This window comes from Thermophilibacter sp. ZX-H3 (genome assembly GCF_052599055.1).
In genome coordinates, this window is sequence record NZ_JBQXES010000006.1 from 60,082 (window position 1) to 85,323 (window position 25,242).

Sequence of the window (25,242 nt, forward strand, 5' to 3'; positions counted from 1 at the left end):
TTTGTCTCGCCGTACCCGGCCCCCCTGTCTCGCCTTGCGCTACCGCACGATGAGGCTGCGCGAGGTGAGGTAGGTCACGAGGAAGTAGCCGCCGTAGAGCGCCACCACGAAGGCCACCGTGCCCACGAGCGCCGTGCCGATCTGAAAGCCCGTGAGCAGCGCCACGATGTCGTTCACCACGCTGAGCGCCACGGCCGCGTGCGCCACGGCCACGACCAGCGGGAAGAGGAAGTACACCCCCACCTGGGCGAGAAGCGCGCGGTTGATCATGCGCCGCTCGGCGCCGAGCTCGGCGAGGACGCGGTAGCGGCCCACGTTGTCCGCCGCCTCGGAGAGCTGCTGCAGGGCGAGCACCGTGGCACAGCTCACGAGCAGGACCACGCCGATGTAGATGGCCAGGTAGGTGACCACGACGGTGGTGCCGGAGGCCTGGTCGAGCAGGCCTTGGGCGGTCGTGCGCATCCAGACCGGCCAGGCGTCGAGCGTGGAGCCCTGGCCCATGATGTCGCCGTAGGCCTCGTCAATCGCGGTGACGGCAGCGGGCTCGACCTCCGCGCGCTCGCCCGCGTACATGAGGTTCACCACGGTCGAGGTGGGACCGGCGTCAGCCGGAATCAGGTCGTCGGGGACGACGAGCGCGCCCGACACCGTCCCGCCGGCGCTCGAGTCCGAGAAGGGCAGGCGCGCGAGCGGCTCCGCGGCGAAGCGCAGCGTCTTGCCCTGGACCTCGACCTCGGGGTTCTGCGCGACCACGGCCTCCCAGAGCTCGTCGAGGGACGACATGTCGTTCCAGAGCAGGCACTCGTCGGCCGCGAGCTCCACGTTCTTCTCGCCCAGCATCTGGGCCAGGGCGTTGTACTGCGAGACCGGCACGATGACGAGGTGCTGGTCCGTGTTGCCCTGCATCATGGTCTGCATGGTGGCGTTGCCCGTGAAGTCCGTGTTGGCGAAGAGCTCCTCCACCGTGGTGTCCACGAGCAGGTTGCCCTCGGCGTCGTAGGTGTACTGGTTGACCTGGACGGCTTCCGAGAAGAGCTCGTCGTAGTCGGGGATGTCCGCGCGCAGGCGGGCGATGGCGTCATAGCCGTCCGCAGCGGCGGGGCCCTCCTCGGGGTCGGCGGAGACGAGCGCCGAGGCCATGCCCATGGGGTAGCTCACGAGCGACATGTCGTAGCGCGTCCCCACCTTGAGGCTCTCGTTCATGCCCGTGGCAACCGAGAAGCCCGTGCACACGCCGCAGATGGCGAGGAAGAGCATCGCGCACACCAGGGAGACGGAGAGCCACGCGGTGTTGATGCGGCTGTTGAGCTGGCGCATCACGAACATGTTGAGGCCGGAGAGGTAGGCGCGGGGACTCGCCTGGAGCGCGCGGAGGGCAAAGCCGGAGATTGAGAAGAAGAAGAGCAGGGTGCCCACCGTGACCAGGCCCGTGGCGATGGCGAAGTACGGGCCCTCCTCCATCATGCCGTGCTCGAGCAGGACCTTGTACGCCACGCCGATGAGCGCGAGCGACACGAGGAAGAGCACCACGGAGAGCGGCAGGCTGCGCAGGCGGACCTTCTCGCTCACCTTGTCCGCGTTGATGAGGTCGATGAGCTTGTAGCGGCTGACCGTGGTCACGTTGAAGACGAGCGTCACGAGGAAGATGCCCGCGAAGCACGCCATCGTGGAGAGGCACGCGGACGGCGAGAAGGCAAAGACGAAGCCCTTGATCGTGGCCTCGAAGAGCCCGGCCGTGACGTACATCATGACCTGCGAGAGGCCGATGCCCAGCAGCAGGCCCACCGCCAGCGCGACCACGCCCACGATGAGCGTCTCTATGACCACGATGAGCGAGACGTGCCGGATGTCCATGCCCAGCGTGAGGTAGATGCCAAACTCGCGCTTGCGCCGCCGGATGAGGAAGCGGTTGGCGTAGACGACGAGAAACCCGAGGATGATGACGACGAACACGGAGAGGCCGGAGAGGATGTCCGCGAGGCCCTGGACCATGCGGCGCTGGTCGGCCGCCATCTGGATGACGGCAGTCTGGTCGGTGATCGAGCCGAAGGCGTAGAACACGCAGACACCGACGGCGAGCGTCAGGAAGAAGACCGAGAAGTCCCGGAAGGACTTGCGGACGTTGCCGAGCGCGATCTTAGCGTACATCTGCCCCCTCCCCTCCCAGGAAGGACACGACGTCCATGATCTCGTCGAAGAAGGCCTTGCGCGTCTTGGACCCGCGGACGATCTCGTTCCAGACGCGGCCGTCCTTGAGGAAGAGGGCGCGGCGCGCGTAGCTCGCGGCGAAGGAGTCGTGCGTGACCATGATGATCGTGGCGCCGTCGGCGTTCAGGGCCTCGAGGCTCTCGAGCAGGCGGCGGGAGTTCTTGGAGTCGAGGGCGCCCGTGGGCTCGTCGGCGAGCACGAGCGAGGGGTCGGTCACGATGGCGCGGGCCGCGGCCACGCGCTGCTTCTGGCCGCCGGACATCTCGTGCGGGAACTTGTCGAGGACGTCCGCGACGCCGAGGCGCTCCGCCACGCCGGTCACGCGCGCGACGACCTCCTTGGCGGGGGCGTGGTTGATCGTGAGCGCGAGGGCGATGTTCTCGCGCGCGGTGAGGGTGTCCAGCAGGTTGGAGTCCTGGAAGACAAAGCCCAGGCGCTCGCGGCGGAAGCGGGAGAGCTGCCCGGGGCGCAGGGCGGTGATGTCCTGGCCGTCCACGAGGATGTGGCCGGAGGTGGGCCGGTCGATCGTGGAGATGCAGTTCAGGAGCGTGGTCTTGCCCGAGCCGGACGGGCCCATGATGGCGATGTACTCGCCGGCGGCAACGTCGAAGGACACGCCGTCGAGGGCGCGCGTGACGTTGGAGCGGGTGCCATAGAGCTTCTCCACGTCCTGGCAGACGAGGACAGGCTGGGCAGGCTGGGCGGATCGGATGTGAGCGGGTGCCATGGGGGCTCCTCTCGTGTGGCGTTCTGGTACAAGACCATACTCGCCCGGCGAGAAGGACGGTGCCATCGGCGGGGCTTATCGCTTCCTTATGGTTTCGTAAGGTGAGACAGGGGGCGGCGAGACAAAGGGGACAGGCGAGACAAAGGGGACAGGTTCGTTTGTCTCATTGGGGTGTACATGAGACAAACGAACCTGTCCCCTTTGTCTCGCCTGTCCCCTTTGTCTCGCCGCCCCCCCTGTCTCACCCGTCACCCTTTCCTGTCGACCATGTCGGGGAAGCTCAGGTACACGGTGGTGCCCGAGCCCTCCTCGGACTCCAGCGCGGCGCGCACGCCCATCTTCTCGCAGAGCTCGCGCACAAGGTAGAGGCCCATGCCGGTGGAGCGGGCGAAGCGCCGGCCGTTCTCGCCCGTGAAGCCCTTGTCAAACGCGCGGCCCACGTCGGAGGCCGGCATGCCCACGCCGTCGTCGGCGATCGCGAGCACCGTCTCCCACGCGTCGAGGCCCGTCTCCCGCCGCGTGGCCGTGATGCGCACGCGACCCCGACCGTCCTTCTCGCTGCGGTACTTCGCGCTGTTCACGAGCACCTGGCCGATCACGAAGGAGAGCCACTTGGGGTCGGCGCGCACCGTGAGGTCGAGCCCCTCCAGCTCCGGCGTCACGCGGGCGCCGATCAGCGTGCGGGCCTTGTGGCGCAGCGCGTCGCGCACCACGTCGGCGAGGAGGACCTCGCGAATCTGGAAGTCGCGCTCGAGCGAGGTGCCGCGCGAGTAGTAGAGCGCCTGCTCGACGTAGCCCTCGATGGCGTCGACCTCGGCATCCAGGGCGTCCACCTCGGGAGAGGGGTTGTTCTTCGCGATGAGGTGCGCCGCGGCGATGGGCGTCTTGATCTCGTGCACCCAGGTCTCCACGTACTCGCGGTACTCGCGCTGGAGGCGACGCGCCGTGGCGATGCGGTCGCGCATGGCCCTTGACTCGCGATCGAGCGCGTCGTAGAAGAGCTCGCCCTCGAGGAAGTCCGGCCGCCCGACGAGCTCCGTGGCGAGGTACGTCTCGTCGAGCGAGTCGAGCATGTCGGAGAGCCGCTGGTAGAACGTGCGGCGGTGCAGCCAGTCGAGCAGCAGGGCCACGGCGGCGGCGAGCACGAGCACGCCGCAGACAAACGCCACGGCGGCCGGGTCGAGGCCGTAGACGCCCATGACGAGCGCGGCGAACGCGAGCGCCGCCGTGCCTACGACCAGCGGGACCAGCCGGTCGGCGATGTACGCGCCAAAGCCCATGTGTCCTCCCTCGCGTGCCACTGGCGTCTGCCACTGGCGTGCCACTGGTGTCAGGTTTATTTGGCACGCCGGCTGCGCGTGCCAAATAAACCTGACACCAGTGGCACACCAGTGGCACGACGCGCCCGTTGCCTCACTCCACCAGATACCCCATGCCGCGCTTGGTGAGCACGAAGTCCTCCACGCCGATCTTCGCGAGCGTCGCGCGCAGGTGGCTGACGTTCACCGTGAGCGTGTTGTCGTCGACGAACTCGTCGGACGCCCACAGCTCCTCCTGGATGCGCTGGCGGCTCACCACCGCGCCCGCGTTGCGCATGAGCAGCGCCAGGATGCGCAGCTCGTTCTTCGTGAGCTCGGCGGTGCGGCCGCCCGCGCTCACGCGGCAGCGCGCCGTGTCCAGCGTCACGCCGCCGTGGCATATCTCCGCGGCCGCCGCGCCCTCGCCGTAGCTGCGCTTGAGGACCGTAGCCACATGGGCGAGGAGGACCTGGTCGTTGTAGGGCTTGGGAACGAAGTCGTCCGCGCCGAGGGAGAGCGTGAGCAGCTCGTCCATGTCGTTGTCGCGGCTCGTCACCACGATGATGGGGACGTCGCTCTTGCGGCGCACCTCGCGGCAGACGTACTGGCCGTCCACGCCGGGAAGGTTGAGGTCCAGGAGCACGAGGTCGGGCGCGACGGTGAGGATCTGGCCGGCGGTGTCCGCGAAGTCCGTGAGCGCCACGGCCTCGTAGCCGTTGCGCTCGAGAAGGACGCAGAGCTCGTCGCGCAGCCGAGCGTCGTCCTCAACCACCAAAAGGCGTCTCATGGGGCCTCCTATCCACGGGCTCTTCTCGCCACGAGGGTAGCACAGCGGCACGACGCGGCGAGAAGGACGGAGGTGCGAACGGCGGGCGTTGCGTGAGCGGGGGTTATGGCAATCCCGGCGCCTAGCGCGTTGCCGGAAGAGGGGTTATGGCAATCGGTCCCGGACGCCAACTGCGCGTTCTTCTCGCCCCGCCGCGCTTTTCGGGGTTATGGCAGCCGCGCCGCTGCCATAACCCCCGTCCGCGCAACGCCCGTCCGCCCCAAACTGCCACGACCCCCAAAATCGCAACGCAACGTCACATGAACGTTACCGGACGCGAAGTCGCGCGCCCCTCCCGGCGCGTCCGCGTCTATCATGTCCCCTACGTGTGACAAGACCGGAAAGGCCCCGTATGACCATCGTCGACATGCTGCGCGCCAACGCCGAGAAGTACCCGAGCGAGGTCGCCCTCGTGGAGGTCAACCCCGAGCGGCGCGAGAACCGCCACATCACCTGGCGCGACTACGACCTCGTGGAGACCACCGACGACGAGCCGTTCCGCCGCGAGATGACGTGGTCCGTCTTTGACGAGAAGGCCAACCGCTTTGCCAACCTGCTGCTCAGCCGCGGCGTGCGCAAGGACGACAAGGTGGCGATCCTGCTCTACAACTGCATCGAGTGGCTGCCGCTCTACTTTGGCGTCCTCAAGTCGGGCGCCACGGTGGTGCCGCTGAACTTCCGCTACTCCGCCGACGAGATCGAGTACTGCCTGGACAAGGCGGACGTGAACATCCTCGTCTTTGGCCCGGAGTTCATCGGTCGCGTGGAGGAGATCGTGGACCGCATCCACGCCGGTCGCCTGCTCTTCTACGTGGGCGACGACTGCCCCACCTGGGCCGAGAGCTACCGCGAGCTGGCTTCCTTATGCTCCTCGGCCGACCCGCGCGTGCCCCTCTCCGAGCACGAGGACGCGGCCATCTACTTCTCCTCCGGCACCACGGGCTTTCCCAAGGCGATCCTCCACAACCACGAGAGCCTCACGCAGGCCGCCGAGATGGAGCAGCGCCACCACGGCCAGACCCACGACGACGTGTTCCTGTGCATCCCGCCGCTCTACCACACCGGCGCGTGCATGCACTGGATGGGAAGCCTGCTCGTGGGCGGGCGCGGCGTGCTGCTGCGCGGCGTCTCGCCCAAGACGGTGCTGGAGACCGCGTCCAGCGAGGGGTGCACCATCGTGTGGCTGCTCGTGCCGTGGGCGCAGGACATCCTCGTGGCCATCGAGGAGGGGACGGTGAGGCTGGAGGACTACCACCTCGACCAGTGGCGCCTCATGCACATCGGCGCGCAGCCGGTCCCCGCGAGCCTCATCCAGCGCTGGCGCGCAGTCTTCCCGCACCACGACTACGACACCAACTACGGCCTCTCGGAGTCGATGGGCCCCGGCTGCGTGCACCTGGGCGTGGAGAACATCGACCACGTGGGCGCCATCGGCGTGCCCGGCTACCGCTGGGAGTGCAAGATCGTGGACGAGCGCGACGCCGAGGTGGCGGCGGGCGAGGTCGGCGAGCTCTGCGTCAAGGGGCCCGGCCTCATGGAGTGCTACTACAAGGACCCCGAGGCCACGGCGGAGACGCTCATCGACGGCTGGCTCCACACCGGCGACATGGCCCGGCGCGACGAGGAGGGGTTCTACTGGCTCGTCGACCGCAAGAAGGACGTCATCATCACGGGCGGCGAGAACCTCTACCCGGTGCAGATCGAGGACTACCTCATGGGCCATCCCGCGATCAAGGACGTGGCCGTGATCGGCCTGCCCGACGAGCGCCTGGGAGAGATCGCCGCCGCCATCATCGAGCTCAAGCCGGACGCCGCGCCCCTCACGGAGGAGGACGTCGACCGGTTCTGCAAGGGGCTGCCGCGCTACAAGCGGCCCCGTAGGGTCATCTTTGCCCCCGTGCCGAGAAACCCCACGGGCAAGATAGAGAAGCCGGCGCTTCGCGCGAAGTACGGGGCCGACGCCCTCGTCGCCCGCGAGACCCGCCACTAGGCGTGCAGGGGGGCGGCGGCGTGCAAAGGGGACCGTGCAAAGGGGACAGTCACTTTTGCACGCTTTCGGTCCTAGCGTGCAAAAGTGACTGTCCCCTTTGCACGCCCTTTGCACGCCGCTGCCCCCGGTACATCCGCAGGAAAGGAGAGACATGGACAAGCACCTCATGTCCGGGAACGAGGCCATCGCCCAGGGCGCTTGGGAGGCGGGCGTCGCCGTGGGCGTGGGCTACCCCGGCACGCCGTCCACCGAGACGCTCGAGGCCCTCGTGCGCAAGGACGACGTCTACTGCGAGTGGTCCCCCAACGAGAAGGTCGCCTTCGAGGTGGGCCTCGGCGCCGCCATCGCCGGCGTGCGCTCGCTCGTCACGATGAAGCACGTGGGCGTGAACGTTGCCGCCGACCCCTTCATGGCCGCCGCGTCCACCGGCGTGAACGCCGGCCTCGTGCTCCTGGCCGCCGACGACCCGTCCTGCTACTCGTCCCAGAACGAGCAGGACTCGCGCTTCTACGCCGCCTTCGGCCGCATCCCCTGCCTCGACGTGGCCGACTCGCAGGACTGCTACGAGATGGCCCGCGCGGCCTTCGAGCTCTCCGAGCGCTTTGACACGCCCGTCATGCTGCACGAGACCATGCGCATCGCGCACACCCGCACGCTCATCTCCGCCGACGGTGCGCGCGAGGCCGCGGCCCCGCGCGAATACGCGGACGACATCCCCAAGTACGTCATGATGCCGGCCAACGCGGTCAAGCGCCGCGTGGTCGTGGACGAGCGCCAGGCGGCACTCGAGGAGTACGCCGAGACCTGCCCGTACAACCACGTGGAGATGCGTGACGAGAAGATCGGCGTCATCTGCGCCGGCGCCGTCTACCAGCACGTCCGCGAGGCGCTGCCCGAGGCCTCCACGTTCAAGCTCGGCCTCGCCTGGCCGCTGCCCGCCCGCGCGCTCGCCGACTTCGCCGCGTCCGTCGACGCGTGCTACGTCATCGAGGAGGCGAGCGACTACTTCTCCTCGCGCGTGCGCGCCCTCGGCATCGAGCTCGCCGAGCCGCCCGCCGCGCCGCTCCCCGTTGCCGGCGAGCTCAAGCCGCAGCTCATCCGCGCCGCCTTCGGCGTGGAGCAGCCCGCGCACCTCGACCCCGCCACGGACCTCCCGCCGCGCCCGCCGGCGTTTTGCCCCGGCTGCCCGCACCGCCTCGTCTTCTGCGAGCTGCGCCGCCTCAAGGCCATCGTCACCGGCGACATCGGCTGCTACACGCTCGGCGCCGTCGCGCCCTACGGCGCGTGCCACACGGTCATCGACATGGGCGCCTCGCTCTCCATGGCGCACGGCATGGAGCTCGCCGGCGCGCCTGAGCGCACCGGCCGCCCCGTCGTGGGCGTCATCGGTGACTCCACCTTCGCGCACTCCGGCATCACGAGCATGCTCGGCACCATCTACAACGGCGGCACCGGCACCCTCTGCATCCTGGACAACCGCACCACGGCCATGACCGGCACGCAGGGCAACCCCGTGAACGGCGTCACCCTCACGGACAGCTCGCACAGAATAGGCCCGCTGGACAACCCCACCGGCAAGGCGCTCGACCTTCTCGCCCTGTGCCGCGCGATGGGCGTGGAGGACGTCGTCGAGGTTGATGCGCAGGACCTCAAGGCCGTGCGCTCCGCCCTCAAGGCCGCCACGTCCGCGACCGACCGCCTCTCCGTCATCGTCTTCAAGGCGCCGTGCCGCCTCATCGACCGCAGTCGCGGCAAGCTGCCCACCATCCGCGACTGCCGCGCGTGCGGCCAGTGCATCAAGATCGGCTGCCCCGCCCTCGGGCGCGCCAAGGACGGCACGGCCGCGATCGACCCCACGCAGTGCGTCGGGTGCGACCAGTGCGTCCAGTCCTGCCCGTTCGGCTGCATCACGAAGGAGTAAGCAATGGCTGATACCGAGAAGAGCGTGCAAAGGGGACAGGCACTTTTGCACGGCACCAAGACCATCCTCCTCGTGGGCGTGGGCGGCCAGGGCACGATCCTCGCGGGCAAGCTGCTGGCGACGGTCGCCGCCGGCGCCGGGCTCGACGTCAAGGTCTCCGAGATCCACGGCATGAGCCAGCGCGGCGGCTCGGTGAGCACGGTCATCCGCCTGGGCGAGCACGTCTCCACCATGGTCTGCGACGACGGCTGCGCCGACGTGGTGGTGGCCTTCGAGGCCGTGGAGGCCCTGCGCGCCCAGCACTACCTCGCCGAGGGCGGCACGATGTTCGTCAACGACGAGGAGATCACGCCCGTCTCCGTGAACATCGGCAACTTCACGATGCCTGAGCGCGTGGACGATCGCCTGCGCGAGCTGGGCGCCCACCTGCTGGACGCCGGCGTGATCGCGCGCGGCCTCGGCGCCCCCCGCTCCACCAACGTGGTGCTCGTGGGCGCGCTCTCGACGGCGCTGCCCTTCGACGCCGAGCTCTGGCGCGACGCCGTGCGCGCGTGCGTACCGCCCAGGACGGTGGAGGCCAACCTCGCGGCCTTCGACGCCGGCCGCGACGCCGCGCTTCGCGGCGAGGCGCGCTAGCGAGGGAGGGGCAGCCCGCCCTTCTCGGCGCCAGAAACGACGTGGCCCCGGCCGCCCGCATGGGAGGCCGGGGCCCTTTTCGTCTGGTGGGCTGGCGCGTCCCCCGACCACGCCAACCCATTGCGTTCGGGGGATGTAAAGCAATCATACCCCATTTTCCTGCCCGTATTCCCCCACGACTCGTTTGCCGCCCGCACCGACGCTGCGTCATGCCCTTCTCCCCGAACAAATCCGACCGTCCGCGAACGCGCCGCTCCCGCAGGGGCTCGCGCGGGGTAGGCTTTTGTAATCCGCAAGTAAACCGACTTAGGTGGTGATTTCCATGGGTCAGTACGTCGTGGTTGAGAACGAGGGCCGCTACTGCTTCAACCTCTGCGCCAGCAACGGGCACATCCTCATGTCTTCGATCATCTTCCCGTCCAAGGACGAGTGCCTGCACGGAATCGAGTGCGTGCGCGCCTCCGCCGCCAACGCCGAGATCGAGGACAGCACCGTTGACGCCTTCGATCGCGAGCCCACGCCCAAGTTCCGCATCTACGAGGACTTCGACGGCCACTTCTTCTTCCGCTTCATCACGCACGAGGCGGGCGACATCGCGCGCTCGCACACCTATGAGCTCAAGGAGTCCCTGCTGCGCCGCATCGAGCGCACGCGCGCGGAGTGCGACTCCTCCCTCGCCGCCGACGAGAACTAGCGGCTGGCGATAAGAACGTTGACTCGGCACGCCCCCGGGACCTACGCTCCCGGGGGCGTCTGTCAATTGGGGACGTGTTTTTTCTCTCAGAGTTTTTGGGACAGGCTTTCAGCGGATGGGGGGCTGCGATGGACATGACGGGCGTGAGGCTCACGGAGCTCGTGGAGGCCGCCGGGTGCGCGGCCAAGATCGCGCCGGGCGAGCTCGCAGGTGTGCTCTCCGGGCTGCCGCGTCTGGACGCACCGGAGCTCGTGGTGGGCTTTGACGCCTCCGACGACGCGTGCGTGTGGGACCTCGGCGACGGTCGCGGCCTCATCGCCACAACGGACTTCTTCCCGCCCATGGTGGACGACCCGTTCCTGTTTGGCCAGGTCGCGGCCACCAACGCGCTTTCGGACGTCTATGCGATGGGCGGGCGTCCCGCGCTCGCGCTCAACCTCCTGTGCTTCCCCAACTGCCTGGGCATCGAGGTCGCCGGGCAGATCCTGGCCGGCGGCGCCGAGACGTGCCGTCGCGCCGGGTGCGTGGTCGCGGGCGGCCACTCGATCAACGACCACGAGCCCAAGTACGGCCTCGCCGTGACGGGGTTCGTGCAGCTGGACGAGCGCCTTGAGAACGGCGGCGCGCAGGTCGGCGACGCGCTCGTTCTCACCAAGGCGCTCGGCACGGGCATCCTCACCACCGCGCACAAGGGGGGACTCCTCGACGACGCCGGCGTGCGCGTGGCAACGGACTCCATGACCACGCTCAACGAGGCGCCGATTCGCCTGGCGCGCGAGCTGGGCTTCTGGCCGCACGCGGCCACCGACGTCACGGGCTTCTCGCTCATGGGGCACTCCTGCGAGATGGCCGAGGCCTCGGGCGCCACGCTCCAGATCGACGCCGCCGCCGTGCCCGTCATGGCCCGCGCCCGCGAGATGGCGGCGCTCGGCCTCATCCCCGCCGGTGCCTACCGCAACAGGGACTTCTTCGGCCCGCGCGTGGCGCTCGACAACGCGCTTCCGCTCGACCTCGCCGACGTGCTCTTTGACCCGCAGACCTCAGGCGGCCTGCTCCTCGCGCTGGGCGAGTCGGACGCGGAGCGGCTCGTCAACGCCCTGCGCGACGAGGGCCTCCCCGCCGCGGTCATCGGCCGCGCCATCCCGCGCGGCGAGAAGAGCGTCGTCGTGGCGTGATACGAAGGGACAGTCCCTTCTCATCACCGGGCGAGAAGATCGGCGAGGTTGCGGGTGAAGCGCTCGCGGTCGTCGCTAGTGAACGCCGCCGGCCCGCGCGTGCGGCCGCCGGCGCGGCGCACCTTCTTCTCCTCGTGGCGGATGAAGAGGTCCATGTCGATCGTCGCCTTGGTGTAGACGCGCCCTCGCACGCCAATGGCCGCCGCTCCGCGCCCCAGCACCATGCTCGCGAGGCCGATGTCCTGCGTGACCACCACGTCGTCCGGCTGCAGGCGCTCCACGATGGCAAAGTCGGCACTGTCCGCACCGATGGACACGTCGAGCACGTCCACCCAGAAGCCGCCGTGCGTGGCGTCGCGGCCACGGGCGTGGCCCGCGTCGCGCGGGTCGTCGCGCCGGATGTGGCGCTCGAGGTTCTGCGTGGTGTTGCCCACGATCACGACGCCCACCCGGGCGCGCCGCGCGCAGGCAAGCGCCTCGCGCGTGACCGGGCACGCGTCGGCGTCGATGTAGAGGGTGCGGTTGCGGAACATGCGCCTCCTTCGCCGATGAGTGACTAGACTATAGGGCAGACGACGACGGGAGGCTCGCATGAAGAAGGTGACGGCGGTTTTTGCGGCGATCTGCCTGGCGTGCACGCTCGTTCTTCTCGGCTGCGGGGCCACCTCTGCCGGCACGGTCGTCTTTGAGGAGACGGTCTCGCCCAACGAGAAGTACGTGAGCTCGGAGGCGGACGTCGTCTACTACACCGTGCGGGTGACGCAGGCCGCGCCGGGCACCGCGACGGTCTCCGCCGAGTCCAACTCCAGGTTCTTCGAGCCGGTGAGCTACGAGGTCGCATGCGACGGCGAGCTCTCCGCCGATGACGTCTCCGTGGAGTGGACCACCCTCATGGGCAGCCCCGAGCCGAGCGAGGACGACCAGATCGCCGTCACCGTGGTCTCCGTGCGCACGGGCGACGGCAGCACGGACGAGCGGAAGATCGGCTTCGTCACCCGTGCGCTCGAGATGGTGGCCGAGGCCACTCCGTGAGACAGGGGGCGTGAGACAAAGGGGGCGTGCGTGCCACCGGCGTCAGGTTCGTTTGGCACGCGAGTCGCGTGCCAAACGAACCTGACGCCGGTGGCACGCACGCCCCCTTTGTCTCACCCTTAGGGAACTATTAGCAATCGGTTCATGCGCCGTTATGGCGGGCGCCCCTAGGCTTGGCTGAGCCACGTCGAAGGGAGCAGCATGAGCACGACTCGCATCGCACCGCGCAGGTACATCGATCGCAGGAGGGCACGCCGGGTGCCGCACACGCTCGGGATCGTCGGGGCCCTGGCGGCCGCGCTTGCCGTCGCGCTCTGGTTCGTCGCGGCGGCAAGCGCCGGCGGGACGAGGCAGGTTGGCGGCACCTCGCCGGCAAGCTCCACGCCGCGCTCGGACTGGCGGGCGGGCGAGGTCCCCTTCCTCTACCAGATTGACCAGCAGTGGGCAGGCCACCCCTACGCCGGAGGAACCGTCGAGAAGAACGGCTGCGGCCCCACGTGCCTCTCGATGGTCTACGTGTCGCTCACCGGGCGCGACGACCTCGACCCCGCCGCCATGGCGGACTTCTCCGAGCGCGGCGGCTACACGACCGACGGGATGACGGCGTGGGCGCTCATGAGCGACGGCGCGGCTGAGCTTGGGCTCGTCTCCGGGGAGCTGCCCGCCAGCGCGGGCGCCGTGCGCGAGGCGCTCCTCGCGGGGAGGCCCGTCATCTGCAGCGTGGGCCCCGGCGACTTCACCACCACGGGCCACTTCGTCGTGCTCTCGGGCCTGACCGAGGACGGCGAGGTCGTCGTGCACGACCCCAACAGCGCCGAGCGCAGCGCGCACCCCTGGGACCTCGAGCGCGTGCTCGGCCAGTGCTTGAACCTGTGGGCCTTCTCGTGTCCCGCCTAAAGCGGCGTGCCACTGGCGTCAGGTTCGTTTGGCACACGAGGCGTGTGCCAAACGAACCTGACGCCAGTGGCACGCCCGCCCCCTTTGTCTCACGCGGGCAGCTCGACGGTGAAGGTGGTGCGACCGTTCTCGCTTGCGGCGGAGATGGTGCCGCCGTGCAGCTCCACGATCTCGCGCGCGATGGCAAGCCCGAGGCCGGCGCCGCCGGTGGCGCTCCCGCGCGACTCGTCCAGCCGGAAGAAGCGGTCGAAGATCGCACGGAGCTTGTGCGAGGGAATGGTTGCGCCCGTGTCGGAGACGGCGACGACGACGCTCCCCTCCCCGGCCGCGGCCTCGATCTCAACGGGCGTTCCCTCGTCGCTGTAGGCGATCGCGTTGCGCAGCAGGTTGCCGAAGACCCGCGCGAGGCGGGCCGCGTCAGCCGTGACCACGAGCGGCTCGCCCGGCTGCTCGACGGTCCGCGACGTGCCCGCCACCGTCACCTGCGCCACGTTGCCGTGGGCAGAAAGCGCCGGGTAGAACTCGTCGGAAAGCTGGACGAGAAGCCCGGCGAGGTCCACGGGCGCAAGTTCGAGCTCGATGTTCGTGAGGCTGTAGCGCGTGATGTCAAAGAACTCGTTCACCAGGCGCTCGAGCCGGCACGCCTTGTCCAGCGCGACGCCCGTGTAGCGGACGCGCTGCGCCTCGGGCATGTCGGGCACCTCGTCCAGGAGCGAGAGGTAGCCGATTACCGAGGTGAGCGGCGTCTTGAGGTCGTGAGCGAGGTAGGTCACGAGGTCGCTCCTGCGCGCGGACTCGTCGGCGAGCTGGCGCTCCCGCTCCGCGGCGGCGCGCTTGGCGTCAGCGGCGACGAGCGCGAGCTCCTCCCAGCCGGGCGGGAACGCCTCGTGGGCCTCCAGGTCGTGGGCGAGAAAGACGCGCAGCAGCTCGGCCGCGTGGGCGCGCTCCTCGCGGCGCGCGCGGCGGGCCGACAGGACGGCCGCCACCGCACAGCCCACGGCGAGAAGCACGATGCCGCAGATGCCCAGCTGCATGAAGAAGTACTTGGTGCCAGAGACGTCCAGCACCATCTCCGGCCAGAGGCCAAATTCGTTCAGGTTGTTGACGTTCAGGATCTGCGGGGCCAGCCAGTCCATGAACGAGCCGTTCCAGGCCTTGTCCACAAAGCCGAAGACCGTGCTGAACGCTGCGGATGCGACCAGGATCGCGCCCGCCACCACCGCGACGGTCAGGACGATCGATCGCGCCCCGCCGTTCTTCTCGCCCGGGCTCTTCTCGCTAGCGCTCAATCTTGTACCCCAATCCCCAGACGGTCCTGATGTAGCGCGGGTCCTCGAAGGAGTCGCCCATCTTCTCGCGCAGGTGCCGCACGTGCACCGTGATGGAGCCCGAGCCGCGCTCGTAGTACTCGTCACCAAAGATGCGCTGGTAGAGCTCGCGCGCGGAGACGACCGCGCCGTCGGCCTCGAGCAGGATCCGCAGCAGGGAGAACTCCGTCGGCGTGAGGGCGAGCGGGCGCTCGTTCAGGGTCGCCTCGTGGGCCGGCACGTCGAGCACGAGGCCTCGGCACGCGATGACGCCGTCCTTCTCGCCGTGCGCGCCGCCCGCCGCGTTGTACGTGGTGTAGCGCCTGAGCTGCGCCTTCACGCGCGCCACGAGCTCGAGCGGCAGGAAGGGCTTCACCACGTAGTCGTCCGCGCCCAGGGTGAGCCCGGCGATCTTGTCCGCCTGCTCGCCACAGGCCGTGAGCATGATCACCGGGTAGCTGTGGCGCTCGCGGATGGCCCGGCAGACCTCGAGGCCGCTCGCGCCGGGCAGCATGACGTCGAGAATCGCGAGGTCGAGCGCCGGTGCGCCATCGTCCGTCACGCGGGCGACCGCCGCCGCGCCGTCGCCGAGCGTCTCCACCTCGAAGCCCTCCGCCTCGAGGTAGACGCGCACGAGCTCGCAGATCTCCGGCTCGTCGTCCACCACCAGCACACGTGCGCCCATGCGCCCCTCCCCTCGTATCGGCCACAAGGATACGCGAGAAGAACGCGGCAGTTCCTAACGTTTGCTTAAGGGCGCGGTGAGGCAGGGAAGCAGGTTCGTTTGTCTCATTCGAACGCCGCGCGTACTCACTTCTCGTATTTTCATTTTTCGGAAGTGAAACTGGATTCACTTCCGCTAATCGCAAACTCAAAAACGAGGCTGCAGAGAAACCCGGACATGCAGCGCGACCCTGATGTGGTAAGCTAGCTATATGAGAACATTTGTTCTGTTCAGGAAGGATGAGCCTATGGTCGCCAGAGTCGTTCGGAACTCATCGTATGATCCTCTTGTTGGAGCCCGCAGAAGTGGGTAAGATAAGTATCGATGGGCCCGGGATGACCGCTGCGTAGCATGTCACCGGGCCTGAATGCTCTGTAGGGGGTTCAATGCCCGAGGTATCAAGAGCAGTCTCCGAGAGATGTGGCGACTTCCCATGCGAATCGGACGAGACGCGCGCGTGGGTTGAGCGATGGTTGTCGCCTGCACGGTTTGGCCCCTATCTCGAGGCGGCAAATGGCAATGTCGGCAAAGCCCTAGAGCTTTACCACTGGAACGTTCGTCTGTGCCAAACGCTTATGGGAAACATCGGCTGCTTCGAGGTGGCGCTGCGTAACGCATACGACCGGACGCTATGCGAGGCCTGGAATGGCAACGAGCATTGGCTGTTCGACAAGCTCTCTCCAGTCAGAAGAGCCATCATGCGCACGAGCAAGGGCGGCAGGATGCTCGACGTGAACCTGCCCAACAGAAAGGCTATTGGGCAGGCACGGGACCGTGCCCATGACCCCAACGATCCCAACCAAGTCATCTCAAACCTCATGCTTGGCTTCTGGTCGCACCTAACCGACCGAAGCAGAGAACGCGACCTGTGGATCCCCGCGTTGCACAGAGCCTGGTCGAAGGGAACGGACCGCGCCGTGCTGCACCGCCATCTCTACGCCATCAACAAAGTAAGGAACCGCGTGGCGCACAACGAGCGACTCTTTAATCCAGTTCGCGAGGAGTTCAGGCCGTCTCTCGTCGATGCCCACATCGTACGTTTGATGGATGAGCTCTCTCCTGAGGCAACTCACTATCTCTACGGAGAAAACAACGGGAGGACGCCTTTCGAGGTTTTCTGCGAGCAGAACCCCGTTCCCGTTGAGGTTATGCTGTAGCGGCGCTGCCGAACAGACGGCAGCGCCGCTATCCTGTTACGCCACCTGGCGCCTCCTGAACGAGACCACCGCCACGGGGGTCGAGACGAGCGCAAGCGCCGCGTAGACGAGGAGCACCATGCCGATGAGGTCGAGCACGACCGGGCCGAGCGGGTAGGACTCGAGCGCCGTGTAGAGCACGCTGAAGTTGGCGAAGTTGATCGGGAAGAGGGCGAGCGCGCGCTCGAGCGCGCCCACGCCCGCCGAGGGGACGAGCCCCGTGAGCAGCACGAGCACCACGTCCGTCAGGAAGACCGCGAGCGTCGAGGGGGTGCGCGACGAGAGCGCGAGCGTGAGGCACGAAAAGCCCAGGCACGCGGCGTACATGAGCCCCACGCACGCGAGCGCGGCCTGCCCCGCCGTGAGCGGGTAGGGCGAGGAGAGCGCCATGCTCTGAACCGAGAGCCCGAAGCCCTCCGCCCCGTAGAAGGCAAGCGACACGCCCACGATAAGCCCCGCACAGAGTGCGAAGTACACCGTGGCGTAGGCGAGACCCGCCACGACCTTGGCCGCCACGAGCGTCGAGCGGCCGCGCCGGGTGGCGAGCACCACCGCGTCCGCGCCGGACTGGTACTCGAAGGAGAACGCGGGCGCCAGCGTCACGCACGCCGCGAGGATCGGGAAGACGAGGAAGGCCGCGCAGTCGACCACGTTGCCCCAGCCGCCCGAGTAGCCGTACTCGATGGGCTCGGGCACGGAGGAGCGCATCTCCGTCCAGTACGCGCGCTCCGCCTCGGAGTACTCCCACATGCCGCCCTGGCCGTCGTCGAGGGCCTGCTGGGTGAGCTCGGCCGCCGCACCGTACCAGTCGGCCGCCATCTCGGGCGTCACGCGGGCGGCCGTCTGCGCGGGCTCCTCGCCCGTGACCCGCCAGGGCCGCAGCAGCCAGCTCCAGTAGGGGTTGTAGAGCTCGTAGACCTCCTCGTCGGAGAAGCTCTGGAACATGAGGTCGTAGACGGCCGAGCCCGTCATCTGGGTCACGGCGTCGCGGTCGATCCGCGAGAAGACCGTCTCCTGGTAGGCGGCTATGTCCGCCGCCGCGCGCTCGGCGGTTATCGTGCACGCGTGCTCCTCGGCGTCGGCGCGCATCTGCGCGATCGCCTCGGTGCCGGAGACGATCTCGCCCCGGGCGTTCGCCGTCTTGGTCTGGACCACGTTGAGCGCCATGATCGCCGCGAGGAAGACGACGACGCCGACGTTGGCCGTGAGCGCCACGCGGCGGGAGAGCATCTTCTTGAGCTCGAACAGGATGAGCCTAGGCATGGCGTCCTTCCTTGAAGTGGGTACCGCGGGCGGCGCGGGGCGATCCCGCCCCGGCGGCGCCGTCGCGGAACACGTACAGGTACAGGTCCTCGAGCGTGGGCTCGGCGGGGGCGGAGCCCGGCACCCTGGGCTCGTCGGCCACGTAGCGCAGGAGCGCCCGCCCGCCCTCGAGATGGCGCACGTTACCCACCGTGAGCGCAGCCTCGAGCGCCTCGGCCCGCTCGGCCGGGACGACGGCCTCCCAGACCCTGCCCTCGGCCTTCGCCACGAGCTCGGCCGGCGGCCCCGAGAGCACAACCGCGCCCGCCCGCATCACGAGGATCTCGTCCGCGATGTGCTCCACGTCGGAGACGATGTGCGTGGAGAGAAGGACGATCTTGTCGCGCGCGAGGCCGGCGATGAGGTTGCGGAACCGCACGCGCTCCTTGGGGTCGAGCCCGGCCGTGGGCTCGTCGAGCACGAGGACCTCGGGGTCGTTGAGGACGGCCTGCGCGACGCCGAGGCGCTGGCGCATGCCGCCGGAGAAGGTCCGGATGCGCCTGCGCTCCTCGCCGCCGAGCCCCACGCGCTCGAGGAGGGCGAGCGAGCGGTCGCGCGCGTCGCGGCGGCCGAGGCCCTTGAGGGCGGCCATGTACTCCATGAAGTCGAGCGCCGTGAACTCGGGGTAGTAGCCGAAGTCCTGCGGCAGGTAGCCGAGGAGGGCGCGGTACTCGTCGCCCATGCGCGCGACGGGCGCGCCGTCGTAGCGCACCTCGCCCGAGGTGGGGCGCAGCACCCCGCAGACCATCCTCATGAGCGTGGTCTTGCCGGCGCCGTTGGCGCCGAGCAGGCCGTAGACGCCGGGGGCGAGCGTCGCGCTCACGCGGTCCACGGCGATCTTGGGCCCGAACTCCCGGGTCAGCCGGTCGAGCGTCAGTTCCATGTTCGGCCTCTTCTCTCGTAGGCGATTGTTGACGAGCACTACCATGCACGCTGCGCGCGAATGGCTGTGTTTTGCCAGTTGGCGATTGTCTTGCGGCGCAGAATGTATGTTGTCCAGCCTCTGCTAGAGCGCGCCTGCGGGCGCGGGCGCGTCGGCGAAGCCGGAGGCCGCCGCGCGGAGCCACGCGCGGGCCTGCGCCGCCGCGAAGGCGAGGGCTGCGGCCGCCGCGGCCCACCAGGCGAGCGCCGCCGCGGGGCCGAAGGCCGCCGGGCAGACGGTGCGCGCGAGGACGCAGGCGGCGCACACGCCGGCCGCCGCGGCGACGGCGGCCACGGTCGCGTCCGGGCTCGCCGCGCGGCGGGCGGCGAGGAGCCCCGCCCCGAGCGCCGCGAGGTAGGGCGCGAGCCCCTGGGCGAGCACGGCCCAGGGCGCGCCCCCCGCCGGGCCGGCGAGGGCGGCGAGGAGGGCGATCGCGAGCGCGTCCGCGCAGCAGAGCACGAGCCCCCGGGCACACGCCGCGGCCTGGGCGTTCACGGGGCAGGCGGCCTCGAGCTCGGCCATGCCGCAGGAGCGCGAGCGCGTGACGCCCGCGAGCGAGGCGAGCGCGAGCGCCGCCCCGAGGGCCGCCGCGACCGTACCGACGCCGACCCCGGAGAGGGCGCACGGCACGGCGAGAAGGACGAGCGCTGCGTGCAGCGCCCACGCCCCCGCACCGACGCGGCGGGCCTGGCCGGCGACCACCTCCGCGGCGCGCGGCCGGGAGGGCCGTGCCATCTCGGCCGCGACCGCCTCCACGAGCGCGCGGGGCGGGGCGGCGTCGGTGCCGGGCACCGCCCGGTAGTGGTCTCGCAGCGCGTCCTCGAGGGCGCGTTCTTCTCGCCTTCTCATCGTGTGCCTCCCCACTCGTCCGTCGAAACGTCCAGGTTCGCCCGCAGCGCATCGAGCGCCGACGACAGGGCGCGCGCCGCCGCGAACCTGCTCATGCCCAGCGCGGCGCCCACCTCGCCGACCGTGAGGCCCTCCCCGTACCTGAGCTCGAGCGCCTCGCGCTGGGCGCGGGGCAGCCGGGCGAGCGCGGAGGCCAGGTCGCGGCGATCGTCCGCCTCGCCCGGGTCGCCCCCGCCGGGGAGCGCCTCCGGGAGATCGGCCCACGAGGAGGCGCGGTCGCGCGCCATGTCGGCGCAGACGTTGCGGGCGATGGTGACGAGGTAGGCGCGGGCGCGGCCCCACTCCCGGTAGCGCGAGCGGGCGCGGACGAAGCGCAGGAACGTCTCCTGCGCTGCGTCCTCGGCGAGCCCCGCCGGCGCGTGCCTGCGGCAGTACCGCAGCACGTCCGCGTAGTGCTCGCCGACGAGGCGCTCCGCCTCGTCCGTCCGCCCGTTCTTCTCGTCCACTGCGCCACCTCCCTCTATCCCTATTAACGACCCAGCGGGCCGGGATGAGCGGTCGAATCGATATTTCTTTGTAGGTCGGATGACAACTGGCCGCCCCTTTGGGTGGCCTCGAATGTCGAGAGATGACGTTTGGCAGAGTCCGCGTGGTACGGACTACAGCACAGCGGCAATCTTGGAGAAGGGCTTTATCTTTCTGAGCTCAGGCTCGAGCTTGCGTCGGGCCACCTCGATGTCGTACGCCGCCTGCGCACGCAGCCAATACCCGTCAGAAAGGCCAAAGAAGCGACAGAGCCTCAGGTCAGTGTCGGCGGTCACGGAGCGGCGCCCCAACACAATCTGTCCTATGCGCTGCGCAGGTATGCCCGTCTCCTTAGCAAGACGGTACTGTGAGATGCCCATAGGCACGAGAAACTCGTCGCGCAGCAGCTCGCCCGGAGTAATGGGGGCAACCACCTCCCCCTCGTGAACAGGCTCAGTGATAGTCAACGATTTCGACATCCTCGGCACCTCCCTCGACCCACCGAAAACAGACTCGGAACTGGTCGTTGATGCGGATGCTGAATTGCCCAGCTCTATCTCCGCTCAGTGCCTCGAGACGATTTCCCGGCGGAATTCTGAGGTCAGACAGCTCGTTTGCGATTTGCAACTGCCGAATCTTTCTCAGTGCAACGCGCTCGAACGCCAAGAACCTTGCAACGCGAAATCCCGATGAGAGCCGTTCGGTATCCTTGTCTGCAAATGACCTAATCATAGTATTGCCTCGCGTTACTACTGTCAATCTCAATTCCGCCGCCACGTTCCATGTGCTAGACTCATTATATAGGAACATGTGTTCGTTTCAAGGGAGCCACATGAGCAGAGCGACGCCGAAGGACAGTGTGACTAACCGCATCCGTCGTGAGCTGGAGGCGCTTGCCGATCCCACGTACCGCGACTTCCAGGCGAAGCTCGTACCGACCGTCGACCCCGCGCGCATCCTCGGCGTGCGCACGCCGGCGCTGCGCGACTACGCGCGCAGGCTCGCACGCGAGCGGCCAGCCGAGGCGCGCGCCTTCCTCACAGCGCTCCCGCACGAGACCTACGACGAGAACAACCTGCACGGCGAGCTCATCGGTCGTCTCGCCAAGACGCCCGCGGAGGCGTTCGAGCTGCTCGACGCCTTCCTCCCCTTCGTCGACAACTGGGCGACCTGCGACCTCATCCGCGTTCCCGCCTTCAAGCGCGACCTGCTGGCGGTGCTCGAGCGCATCCACGGCTGGGTCGCCGCAGAGCCGGAGTATACGGTGCGCTTTGGGGTGGTCCAGCTCATGACGCTCTTCCTGGACGACGCCTTCGAGCCGGAGCACCTCGTGCTCGTCGCCGGCATCGACCGCCCCGAGTACTACGTCAACATGGCGCGCGCCTGGTACTTCTCGTTTGCCCTCATAAAGCAGCCCGAGGCGACCCTTCCCCTCTTCGAGCGGCGGCCGGTCGCCCTCGATGCATGGACGCACAACAAGGCGCTCCAGAAGGCGCGCGAGAGCCGCCGCGTTGCGACGGAGCAGAAGGCATACCTGCAGTCGCTCAAGGTGTGACGCACCAAGGTTCCGAGCTGAGGAATAGAATGGGCGAGAAGAACGTCGAGGGGAGAATCATGAGAGCACGCACCGCCATCGCCGCCCTGCTCGCCGCGACCATCGCGCTGCCCCTCGCGGGTTGCTTCGGGCTGCACGGCCTCGACGACGTCGCCGACCAGGCGGAGGACTTCGCCTCGCAGGCGCAGGAGCTCGCCGAAACGCTCTCGAACGTCGATTGGGGCAAGGTCTGCCGCCTCGTGGTGAGGGACGCCCAGACCGGTGAGGTCATTCGCGAGGTGACCGACCAGATTGAGATCGAGAACGCCTTCGAGCCGTTCTCCGAGGAGAGCGGCATCGCCACGGAACCGGACGCCGACGCAGAATACGTCTTCGAGCTGTGGGAGCCGGAGACGCAGAAGCTCGGACAGAGCGCCGACGACCTCGAGGAGTACAAGGGTCTCGAGGTCACCACCTACGAGGGGTCGCCCGTCGTGGGGCTCGAGGTGAGCCCCATCGGCCTCAGGCTCTACCTCACGTCGCAGGCCGCCGCCGACGCGCTGCGCGCGCTCGCGGGGTAGCGCTACTCGCCGTAAACCTCCTGCTCCGCGCGCCTGGACGGCCTTTACCGGACATGCCACCGATTCCAGCGCGCCCATAGGACAATCTCCATCTCTGATTCTTGTGTGATACAATTGTCATACATATTGGAGGTGAGGGAATGGACGCATACCCCCCAGTAGCAAGGGAGCCGAGAACCGCCGTCTCGCTGAGACTCCCGTCGGAGCTCGTGAGCACGATCGAACAGTTTGCCTTCGAACATCGCTTGAGCAAAACCGACGCGTTTCTCCATTTCCTTAATAGGGGCATTGAGTCTGAGAAACACGAGACTGAGGATGGCGCCCTCGCCCGCATAGAGCAGAAGGTATCCGAGACGCTTCGACTTATCCAAAAACAGCAAGGCATCGCCAACGATAAACAGTTCGTTATCGACAAGATACGAGAGGTGTGTTCGCACTTTCCTGCCATCGAGCGCGCCTACCTCTTCGGTTCGTTCGCACGAGGAACATACTCCGACAAAAGCGACGTTGACATCCGGCTTGACATCGGCACATCTCGTACGTTCAACCTTCGCGACCTCGAGCACTTCTCCAAGCAGGTCGAGCAGCTCACGGGCCGATCCACCGACGTGGTGACTGCCAGAACGATAAAGAACACCGCGCTGCGGGAGGCTATCGAGCGGGATAAGGAGCTGATCTATGAGCGCGAAGTCGAACGACCTCGGTAGGATACAAGAGATATTCGATGTGGTCACGCAGACTCAGAGACAGATTGGCGAGCTCGGAGCACCGCTCGATGAGGCCTCTGCAGGCGCATGGGCGGATCCGTGGAAGCCCGCGTCGACGACGGCGTGCTTACCATAGCGGTGGCCCTTCCCTCCGCTCGGGGGGCCATGGTCGAGCGCCTATCGTAATCCCGTCTCAAGCCGATTCGCTGTCACTCAAGCACCGCTCGCGCAGAGACTCTGCGCAAGCGGTGCTTGAACGCTTGCTTATGGGCGACCCTCGAGCGCATCGAGGTAGACCTCGGGATGCCACAAGCTCGCCTCGCCGTGCCGCCAGCCAGGGTGCTCGACAAGCGTGCTGTCCGGCATGGCCTTAGCCAGGGCTCGCGCCGAGCGCACCATGATGCGGGGCTCCTTCCCGCCGACAAGGATGGTGGCCCGCGCCCCGCAGCCCGCGAGCTCGGGCCTCAGCCGGTAGGAGCTGTTCGCCCGCATGAAGGCGATCATGTCCGGCTTTGATATGGCGCAGCTGTCGCGGTAGTAGGGCTCGTAGAGCTCCTCGGGGAGATGGAGGCTCGCGAACTGCGCCCGCGAGAACCAGGGGCGCTGCACGAGCGGGTGGCTCAGGGCGACGGCGGGCGCGACGAGGGCGCGGGCGGCGCGCATGGGGAGCACAAGTGCGCTCTCGATGACGGCGCGCTCCGCGATCTGCGGCCGCTGCGCAAGGGCCTCGAGGGCGACCTGCGCCCCGAGGGAGACGCCGCCGAGCGCGTCGACGCGCCCGCCGAGCTCGCGGTCGATGAGGGCAACGAGCTCGGAGGCGTTTTCCTCGATCGACGTAAATGGGCGGTCCGAGCCGGCGTGCCCGTCGAGCACGGGTAGCACGACGCGGTACCCGTTGGCGGCGAGCAGGTCGGCGACTGCCCGGTAGTTCCACCACGAGAGGCCGCCCCCGTGCAGGAGCACCGCTGTCCGCGTGCCCGAGCCGAGCGTGTGAGTGACCATCTTGATCCTTTCGGCGGTGACGTGGCCCGGGCGGCGCCGTAGGAGACGGGCGCGCTCTTAGGCCGGCGCATGGTCGCGCGGCTCTTCTCGCCCCGTGCGTCCATTATACGGGCGGCATGCGGGAGTTTTCCACATTGGGGTCTCGGCACGTTCTTCTCGGCATGAGATGCTTTGGAACGCTGGGCAACGGAACGCGCGGGGCGCCGGGAGGTTGTCGACGGCCTCTCGCGAGAATGTGGAAAGGTGCTGGCGGAGGTGCATGCGCGGGCGTTCTTCTCGTCCGGCGCGAAGGAGGCGCCGCGGCCGTCGACCGGGCCACGTACGCTTCGGAAAGCCGCAGGTAGAGGCCACGTAAAGAACTCTTGACGCGCGTTTCGCGCCCCGCAGCGCCCGATGTCGGGACCCTTTGATGGTACGATTCCGCGGGACGTGCCATGGTCTGGCCCGTAAGGGGCCGCGCCGAGGAGAACGGAGGGAGAGCGGGCATGGAGATCGGCGGGAGGATACGCGAGCTGCGCGCGGCGCACGGGATGTCGCAGGACGACCTCGCGGCGCGGGTGTACGTGAGCCGCCAGACGATATCGTCATGGGAGAACGGCAAGACCTACCCCGACGTCCAGAGCCTGCTCCTGCTCTCCGAGATCTTCGGCGCGTCCGTGGACTCTCTCATCAAAGGAGACGTGGAGACCATGAACGAGACCATCGAGAGGGACGTCGTCATCATCAGGAGGCTGGGCGCGGCGATGATCGCCCTCGCGGCATGCACGGTCGCCTCCGCACTGTGGGCGGTGGCGCAGGTCGAGATCTGGGGGTGGAAGGGCGTCCAGGTGGTGCCCACCCTCCTGCTCACGCTCGTGCTCTGGGCGTGCCTGATGTTCTGCTCGCACTGGGCGGAGAGGATCAAGCGCGACCACGACCTCGCGACCTATCGCGAGGTGCTGGACTTCTGGAACGGCGTCGAGCCGAACCGCGACACCGAACGCGGTCGCCGCGAGCGGGCGATTCCGGGCTGGATGCGCGCCGTGCGCTCGGTCGGCATGGTGGTCCTCGCCGCCGCGGTCGGGTACCTGTGCGCCCGCTACGGCGTCCAGCTCTTGCGGGGGCTCCTCAGCTAAGGGCAGCCCCTTTGGGGCTGTGGCGCGACCCTCGACGACGAGCGGGTGGTGGGGTGCGGGCTATTCTCGCCCCG

26 protein-coding genes are annotated in these 25,242 nt (G+C 68.3%); 12 read left to right on the forward strand and 14 right to left on the reverse strand.

Going from position 1 to position 25,242, the window contains the following annotated elements; all coding sequences use genetic code 11:
• Positions 1 to 39: 39 nt before the first annotated feature.
• From ACULPM_RS03745 to ACULPM_RS03760, 4 genes are all read right to left on the reverse strand, one after another.
• Entirely contained in the window at positions 40 to 2,148 is a 2,109-nt protein-coding gene (locus ACULPM_RS03745; protein ID WP_445331651.1) for an ABC transporter permease, read from the reverse strand.
• Positions 2,138 to 2,935 carry an ABC transporter ATP-binding protein gene (locus tag ACULPM_RS03750; protein WP_445331650.1) on the reverse strand — a complete coding sequence of 266 codons (798 nt, stop codon included), beginning with the start codon at positions 2,933 to 2,935 and terminating at the stop codon, positions 2,138 to 2,140. Before ACULPM_RS03750 ends, ACULPM_RS03745 begins: the two co-directional genes overlap by 11 nt.
• Before the next feature lie 248 nt (positions 2,936 to 3,183).
• Positions 3,184 to 4,215 carry a sensor histidine kinase gene (locus tag ACULPM_RS03755; RefSeq protein ID WP_445331649.1) on the reverse strand — a complete coding sequence of 344 codons (1,032 nt, stop codon included), beginning with the start codon at positions 4,213 to 4,215 and terminating at the stop codon, positions 3,184 to 3,186.
• A 133-nt stretch (positions 4,216 to 4,348) separates the two neighbouring features.
• Positions 4,349 to 5,020: a response regulator transcription factor gene (locus tag ACULPM_RS03760; RefSeq protein WP_445331648.1), complete on the reverse strand. Its 672-nt coding sequence runs from the start codon at positions 5,018 to 5,020 to the stop codon at positions 4,349 to 4,351.
• 391 nt (positions 5,021 to 5,411) lie between these two features.
• On the opposite strand from ACULPM_RS03760, the gene ACULPM_RS03765 reads away from it, so the two are divergent.
• The 5 genes from ACULPM_RS03765 to selD all read left to right on the forward strand — a co-directional run bounded on the left by ACULPM_RS03765 (position 5,412) and on the right by selD (position 11,475).
• Positions 5,412 to 7,049 carry a class I adenylate-forming enzyme family protein gene (locus tag ACULPM_RS03765; RefSeq protein ID WP_445331647.1) on the forward strand — a complete coding sequence of 546 codons (1,638 nt, stop codon included), beginning with the start codon at positions 5,412 to 5,414 and terminating at the stop codon, positions 7,047 to 7,049.
• 151 nt (positions 7,050 to 7,200) lie between these two features.
• Positions 7,201 to 8,970: a thiamine pyrophosphate-dependent enzyme gene (locus tag ACULPM_RS03770; protein ID WP_445331646.1), complete on the forward strand. Its 1,770-nt coding sequence runs from the start codon at positions 7,201 to 7,203 to the stop codon at positions 8,968 to 8,970.
• 3 nt (positions 8,971 to 8,973) lie between these two features.
• Positions 8,974 to 9,606, forward strand: coding sequence for an indolepyruvate oxidoreductase subunit beta (locus ACULPM_RS03775; RefSeq protein WP_445331645.1), 633 nt, complete (start codon positions 8,974 to 8,976; stop codon positions 9,604 to 9,606).
• A gap of 322 nt (positions 9,607 to 9,928) precedes the next feature.
• Entirely contained in the window at positions 9,929 to 10,300 is a 372-nt protein-coding gene (locus ACULPM_RS03780) for a YegP family protein (RefSeq protein WP_273395432.1), read from the forward strand.
• Between the two features lie 134 nt (positions 10,301 to 10,434).
• Positions 10,435 to 11,475 (forward strand): selenide, water dikinase SelD, encoded by a 1,041-nt coding sequence (gene selD, locus ACULPM_RS03785; protein WP_445331689.1) that lies wholly within the window; start codon positions 10,435 to 10,437, stop codon positions 11,473 to 11,475.
• A 23-nt stretch (positions 11,476 to 11,498) separates the two neighbouring features.
• Here selD and ACULPM_RS03790 read toward each other — a convergent pair whose 3' ends face one another.
• Positions 11,499 to 12,008, reverse strand: a complete 510-nt coding sequence (locus ACULPM_RS03790; protein ID WP_445331644.1) for a YaiI/YqxD family protein — start codon at positions 12,006 to 12,008, stop codon at positions 11,499 to 11,501.
• A gap of 58 nt (positions 12,009 to 12,066) precedes the next feature.
• Here ACULPM_RS03790 and ACULPM_RS03795 point away from each other — a divergent pair, with 58 nt between their 5' ends.
• The gene (locus ACULPM_RS03795) at positions 12,067 to 12,507 is read left to right on the forward strand and encodes a hypothetical protein (RefSeq protein WP_445331643.1); all 441 of its coding nucleotides are present in this window, start codon (positions 12,067 to 12,069) and stop codon (positions 12,505 to 12,507) included.
• A gap of 201 nt (positions 12,508 to 12,708) precedes the next feature.
• Entirely contained in the window at positions 12,709 to 13,404 is a 696-nt protein-coding gene (locus ACULPM_RS03800; RefSeq protein ID WP_445331642.1) for a C39 family peptidase, read from the forward strand.
• A gap of 89 nt (positions 13,405 to 13,493) precedes the next feature.
• On the opposite strand, the gene ACULPM_RS03805 is transcribed toward ACULPM_RS03800, so the two are convergent.
• Complete coding sequence (locus tag ACULPM_RS03805) at positions 13,494 to 14,693, reverse strand: sensor histidine kinase (protein ID WP_445331028.1); 1,200 nt, start codon at positions 14,691 to 14,693, stop codon at positions 13,494 to 13,496.
• On the reverse strand, positions 14,683 to 15,396 hold the full coding sequence (locus ACULPM_RS03810; RefSeq protein WP_445331029.1) for a response regulator transcription factor: 714 nt from the start codon (positions 15,394 to 15,396) through the stop codon (positions 14,683 to 14,685). Before ACULPM_RS03810 ends, ACULPM_RS03805 begins: the two co-directional genes overlap by 11 nt.
• Before the next feature lie 425 nt (positions 15,397 to 15,821).
• Here ACULPM_RS03810 and ACULPM_RS03815 point away from each other — a divergent pair, with 425 nt between their 5' ends.
• Entirely contained in the window at positions 15,822 to 16,592 is a 771-nt protein-coding gene (locus tag ACULPM_RS03815; RefSeq protein ID WP_445331030.1) for an Abi family protein, read from the forward strand.
• A gap of 36 nt (positions 16,593 to 16,628) precedes the next feature.
• Here the strand turns inward: ACULPM_RS03815 and ACULPM_RS03820 are convergent, their stop codons facing one another.
• The 6 genes from ACULPM_RS03820 to ACULPM_RS03845 form a co-directional block, all read right to left on the reverse strand.
• Complete coding sequence (locus tag ACULPM_RS03820) at positions 16,629 to 17,894, reverse strand: ABC transporter permease (protein ID WP_445331031.1); 1,266 nt, start codon at positions 17,892 to 17,894, stop codon at positions 16,629 to 16,631.
• Positions 17,887 to 18,816, reverse strand: a complete 930-nt coding sequence (locus ACULPM_RS03825; RefSeq protein WP_445331032.1) for an ABC transporter ATP-binding protein — start codon at positions 18,814 to 18,816, stop codon at positions 17,887 to 17,889. The genes ACULPM_RS03820 and ACULPM_RS03825 overlap by 8 nt, the downstream gene beginning before the upstream one ends.
• A gap of 123 nt (positions 18,817 to 18,939) precedes the next feature.
• The gene (locus tag ACULPM_RS03830) at positions 18,940 to 19,704 is read right to left on the reverse strand and encodes a hypothetical protein (protein ID WP_445331033.1); all 765 of its coding nucleotides are present in this window, start codon (positions 19,702 to 19,704) and stop codon (positions 18,940 to 18,942) included.
• A complete protein-coding gene (locus ACULPM_RS03835) occupies positions 19,701 to 20,210 on the reverse strand; it encodes an RNA polymerase sigma factor (protein ID WP_445331034.1) in 510 nt (169 codons plus the stop codon). Before ACULPM_RS03835 ends, ACULPM_RS03830 begins: the two co-directional genes overlap by 4 nt.
• A gap of 153 nt (positions 20,211 to 20,363) precedes the next feature.
• On the reverse strand, positions 20,364 to 20,696 hold the full coding sequence (locus ACULPM_RS03840; protein ID WP_445331035.1) for a HigA family addiction module antitoxin: 333 nt from the start codon (positions 20,694 to 20,696) through the stop codon (positions 20,364 to 20,366).
• A complete protein-coding gene (locus ACULPM_RS03845; RefSeq protein WP_445331036.1) occupies positions 20,683 to 20,961 on the reverse strand; it encodes a type II toxin-antitoxin system RelE/ParE family toxin in 279 nt (92 codons plus the stop codon). The genes ACULPM_RS03840 and ACULPM_RS03845 overlap by 14 nt, the downstream gene beginning before the upstream one ends.
• Before the next feature lie 100 nt (positions 20,962 to 21,061).
• Here ACULPM_RS03845 and ACULPM_RS03850 point away from each other — a divergent pair, with 100 nt between their 5' ends.
• The 3 genes from ACULPM_RS03850 (at position 21,062) to ACULPM_RS03860 (ending at position 23,051) form a co-directional block, all read left to right on the forward strand.
• Complete coding sequence (locus tag ACULPM_RS03850) at positions 21,062 to 21,784, forward strand: DNA alkylation repair protein (RefSeq protein WP_445331037.1); 723 nt, start codon at positions 21,062 to 21,064, stop codon at positions 21,782 to 21,784.
• Positions 21,785 to 21,813: 29 nt separating this feature from the next.
• Entirely contained in the window at positions 21,814 to 22,344 is a 531-nt protein-coding gene (locus ACULPM_RS03855) for a hypothetical protein (RefSeq protein ID WP_445331038.1), read from the forward strand.
• 140 nt (positions 22,345 to 22,484) lie between these two features.
• Positions 22,485 to 23,051, forward strand: coding sequence for a nucleotidyltransferase family protein (locus ACULPM_RS03860; RefSeq protein ID WP_445331039.1), 567 nt, complete (start codon positions 22,485 to 22,487; stop codon positions 23,049 to 23,051).
• Between the two features lie 264 nt (positions 23,052 to 23,315).
• Here the strand turns inward: ACULPM_RS03860 and ACULPM_RS03865 are convergent, their stop codons facing one another.
• Complete coding sequence (locus ACULPM_RS03865; protein WP_445331040.1) at positions 23,316 to 24,053, reverse strand: alpha/beta fold hydrolase; 738 nt, start codon at positions 24,051 to 24,053, stop codon at positions 23,316 to 23,318.
• Positions 24,054 to 24,538: 485 nt separating this feature from the next.
• On the opposite strand from ACULPM_RS03865, the gene ACULPM_RS03870 reads away from it, so the two are divergent.
• Complete coding sequence (locus tag ACULPM_RS03870) at positions 24,539 to 25,168, forward strand: helix-turn-helix transcriptional regulator (RefSeq protein WP_445331041.1); 630 nt, start codon at positions 24,539 to 24,541, stop codon at positions 25,166 to 25,168.
• Positions 25,169 to 25,242 lie beyond the last annotated feature (74 nt).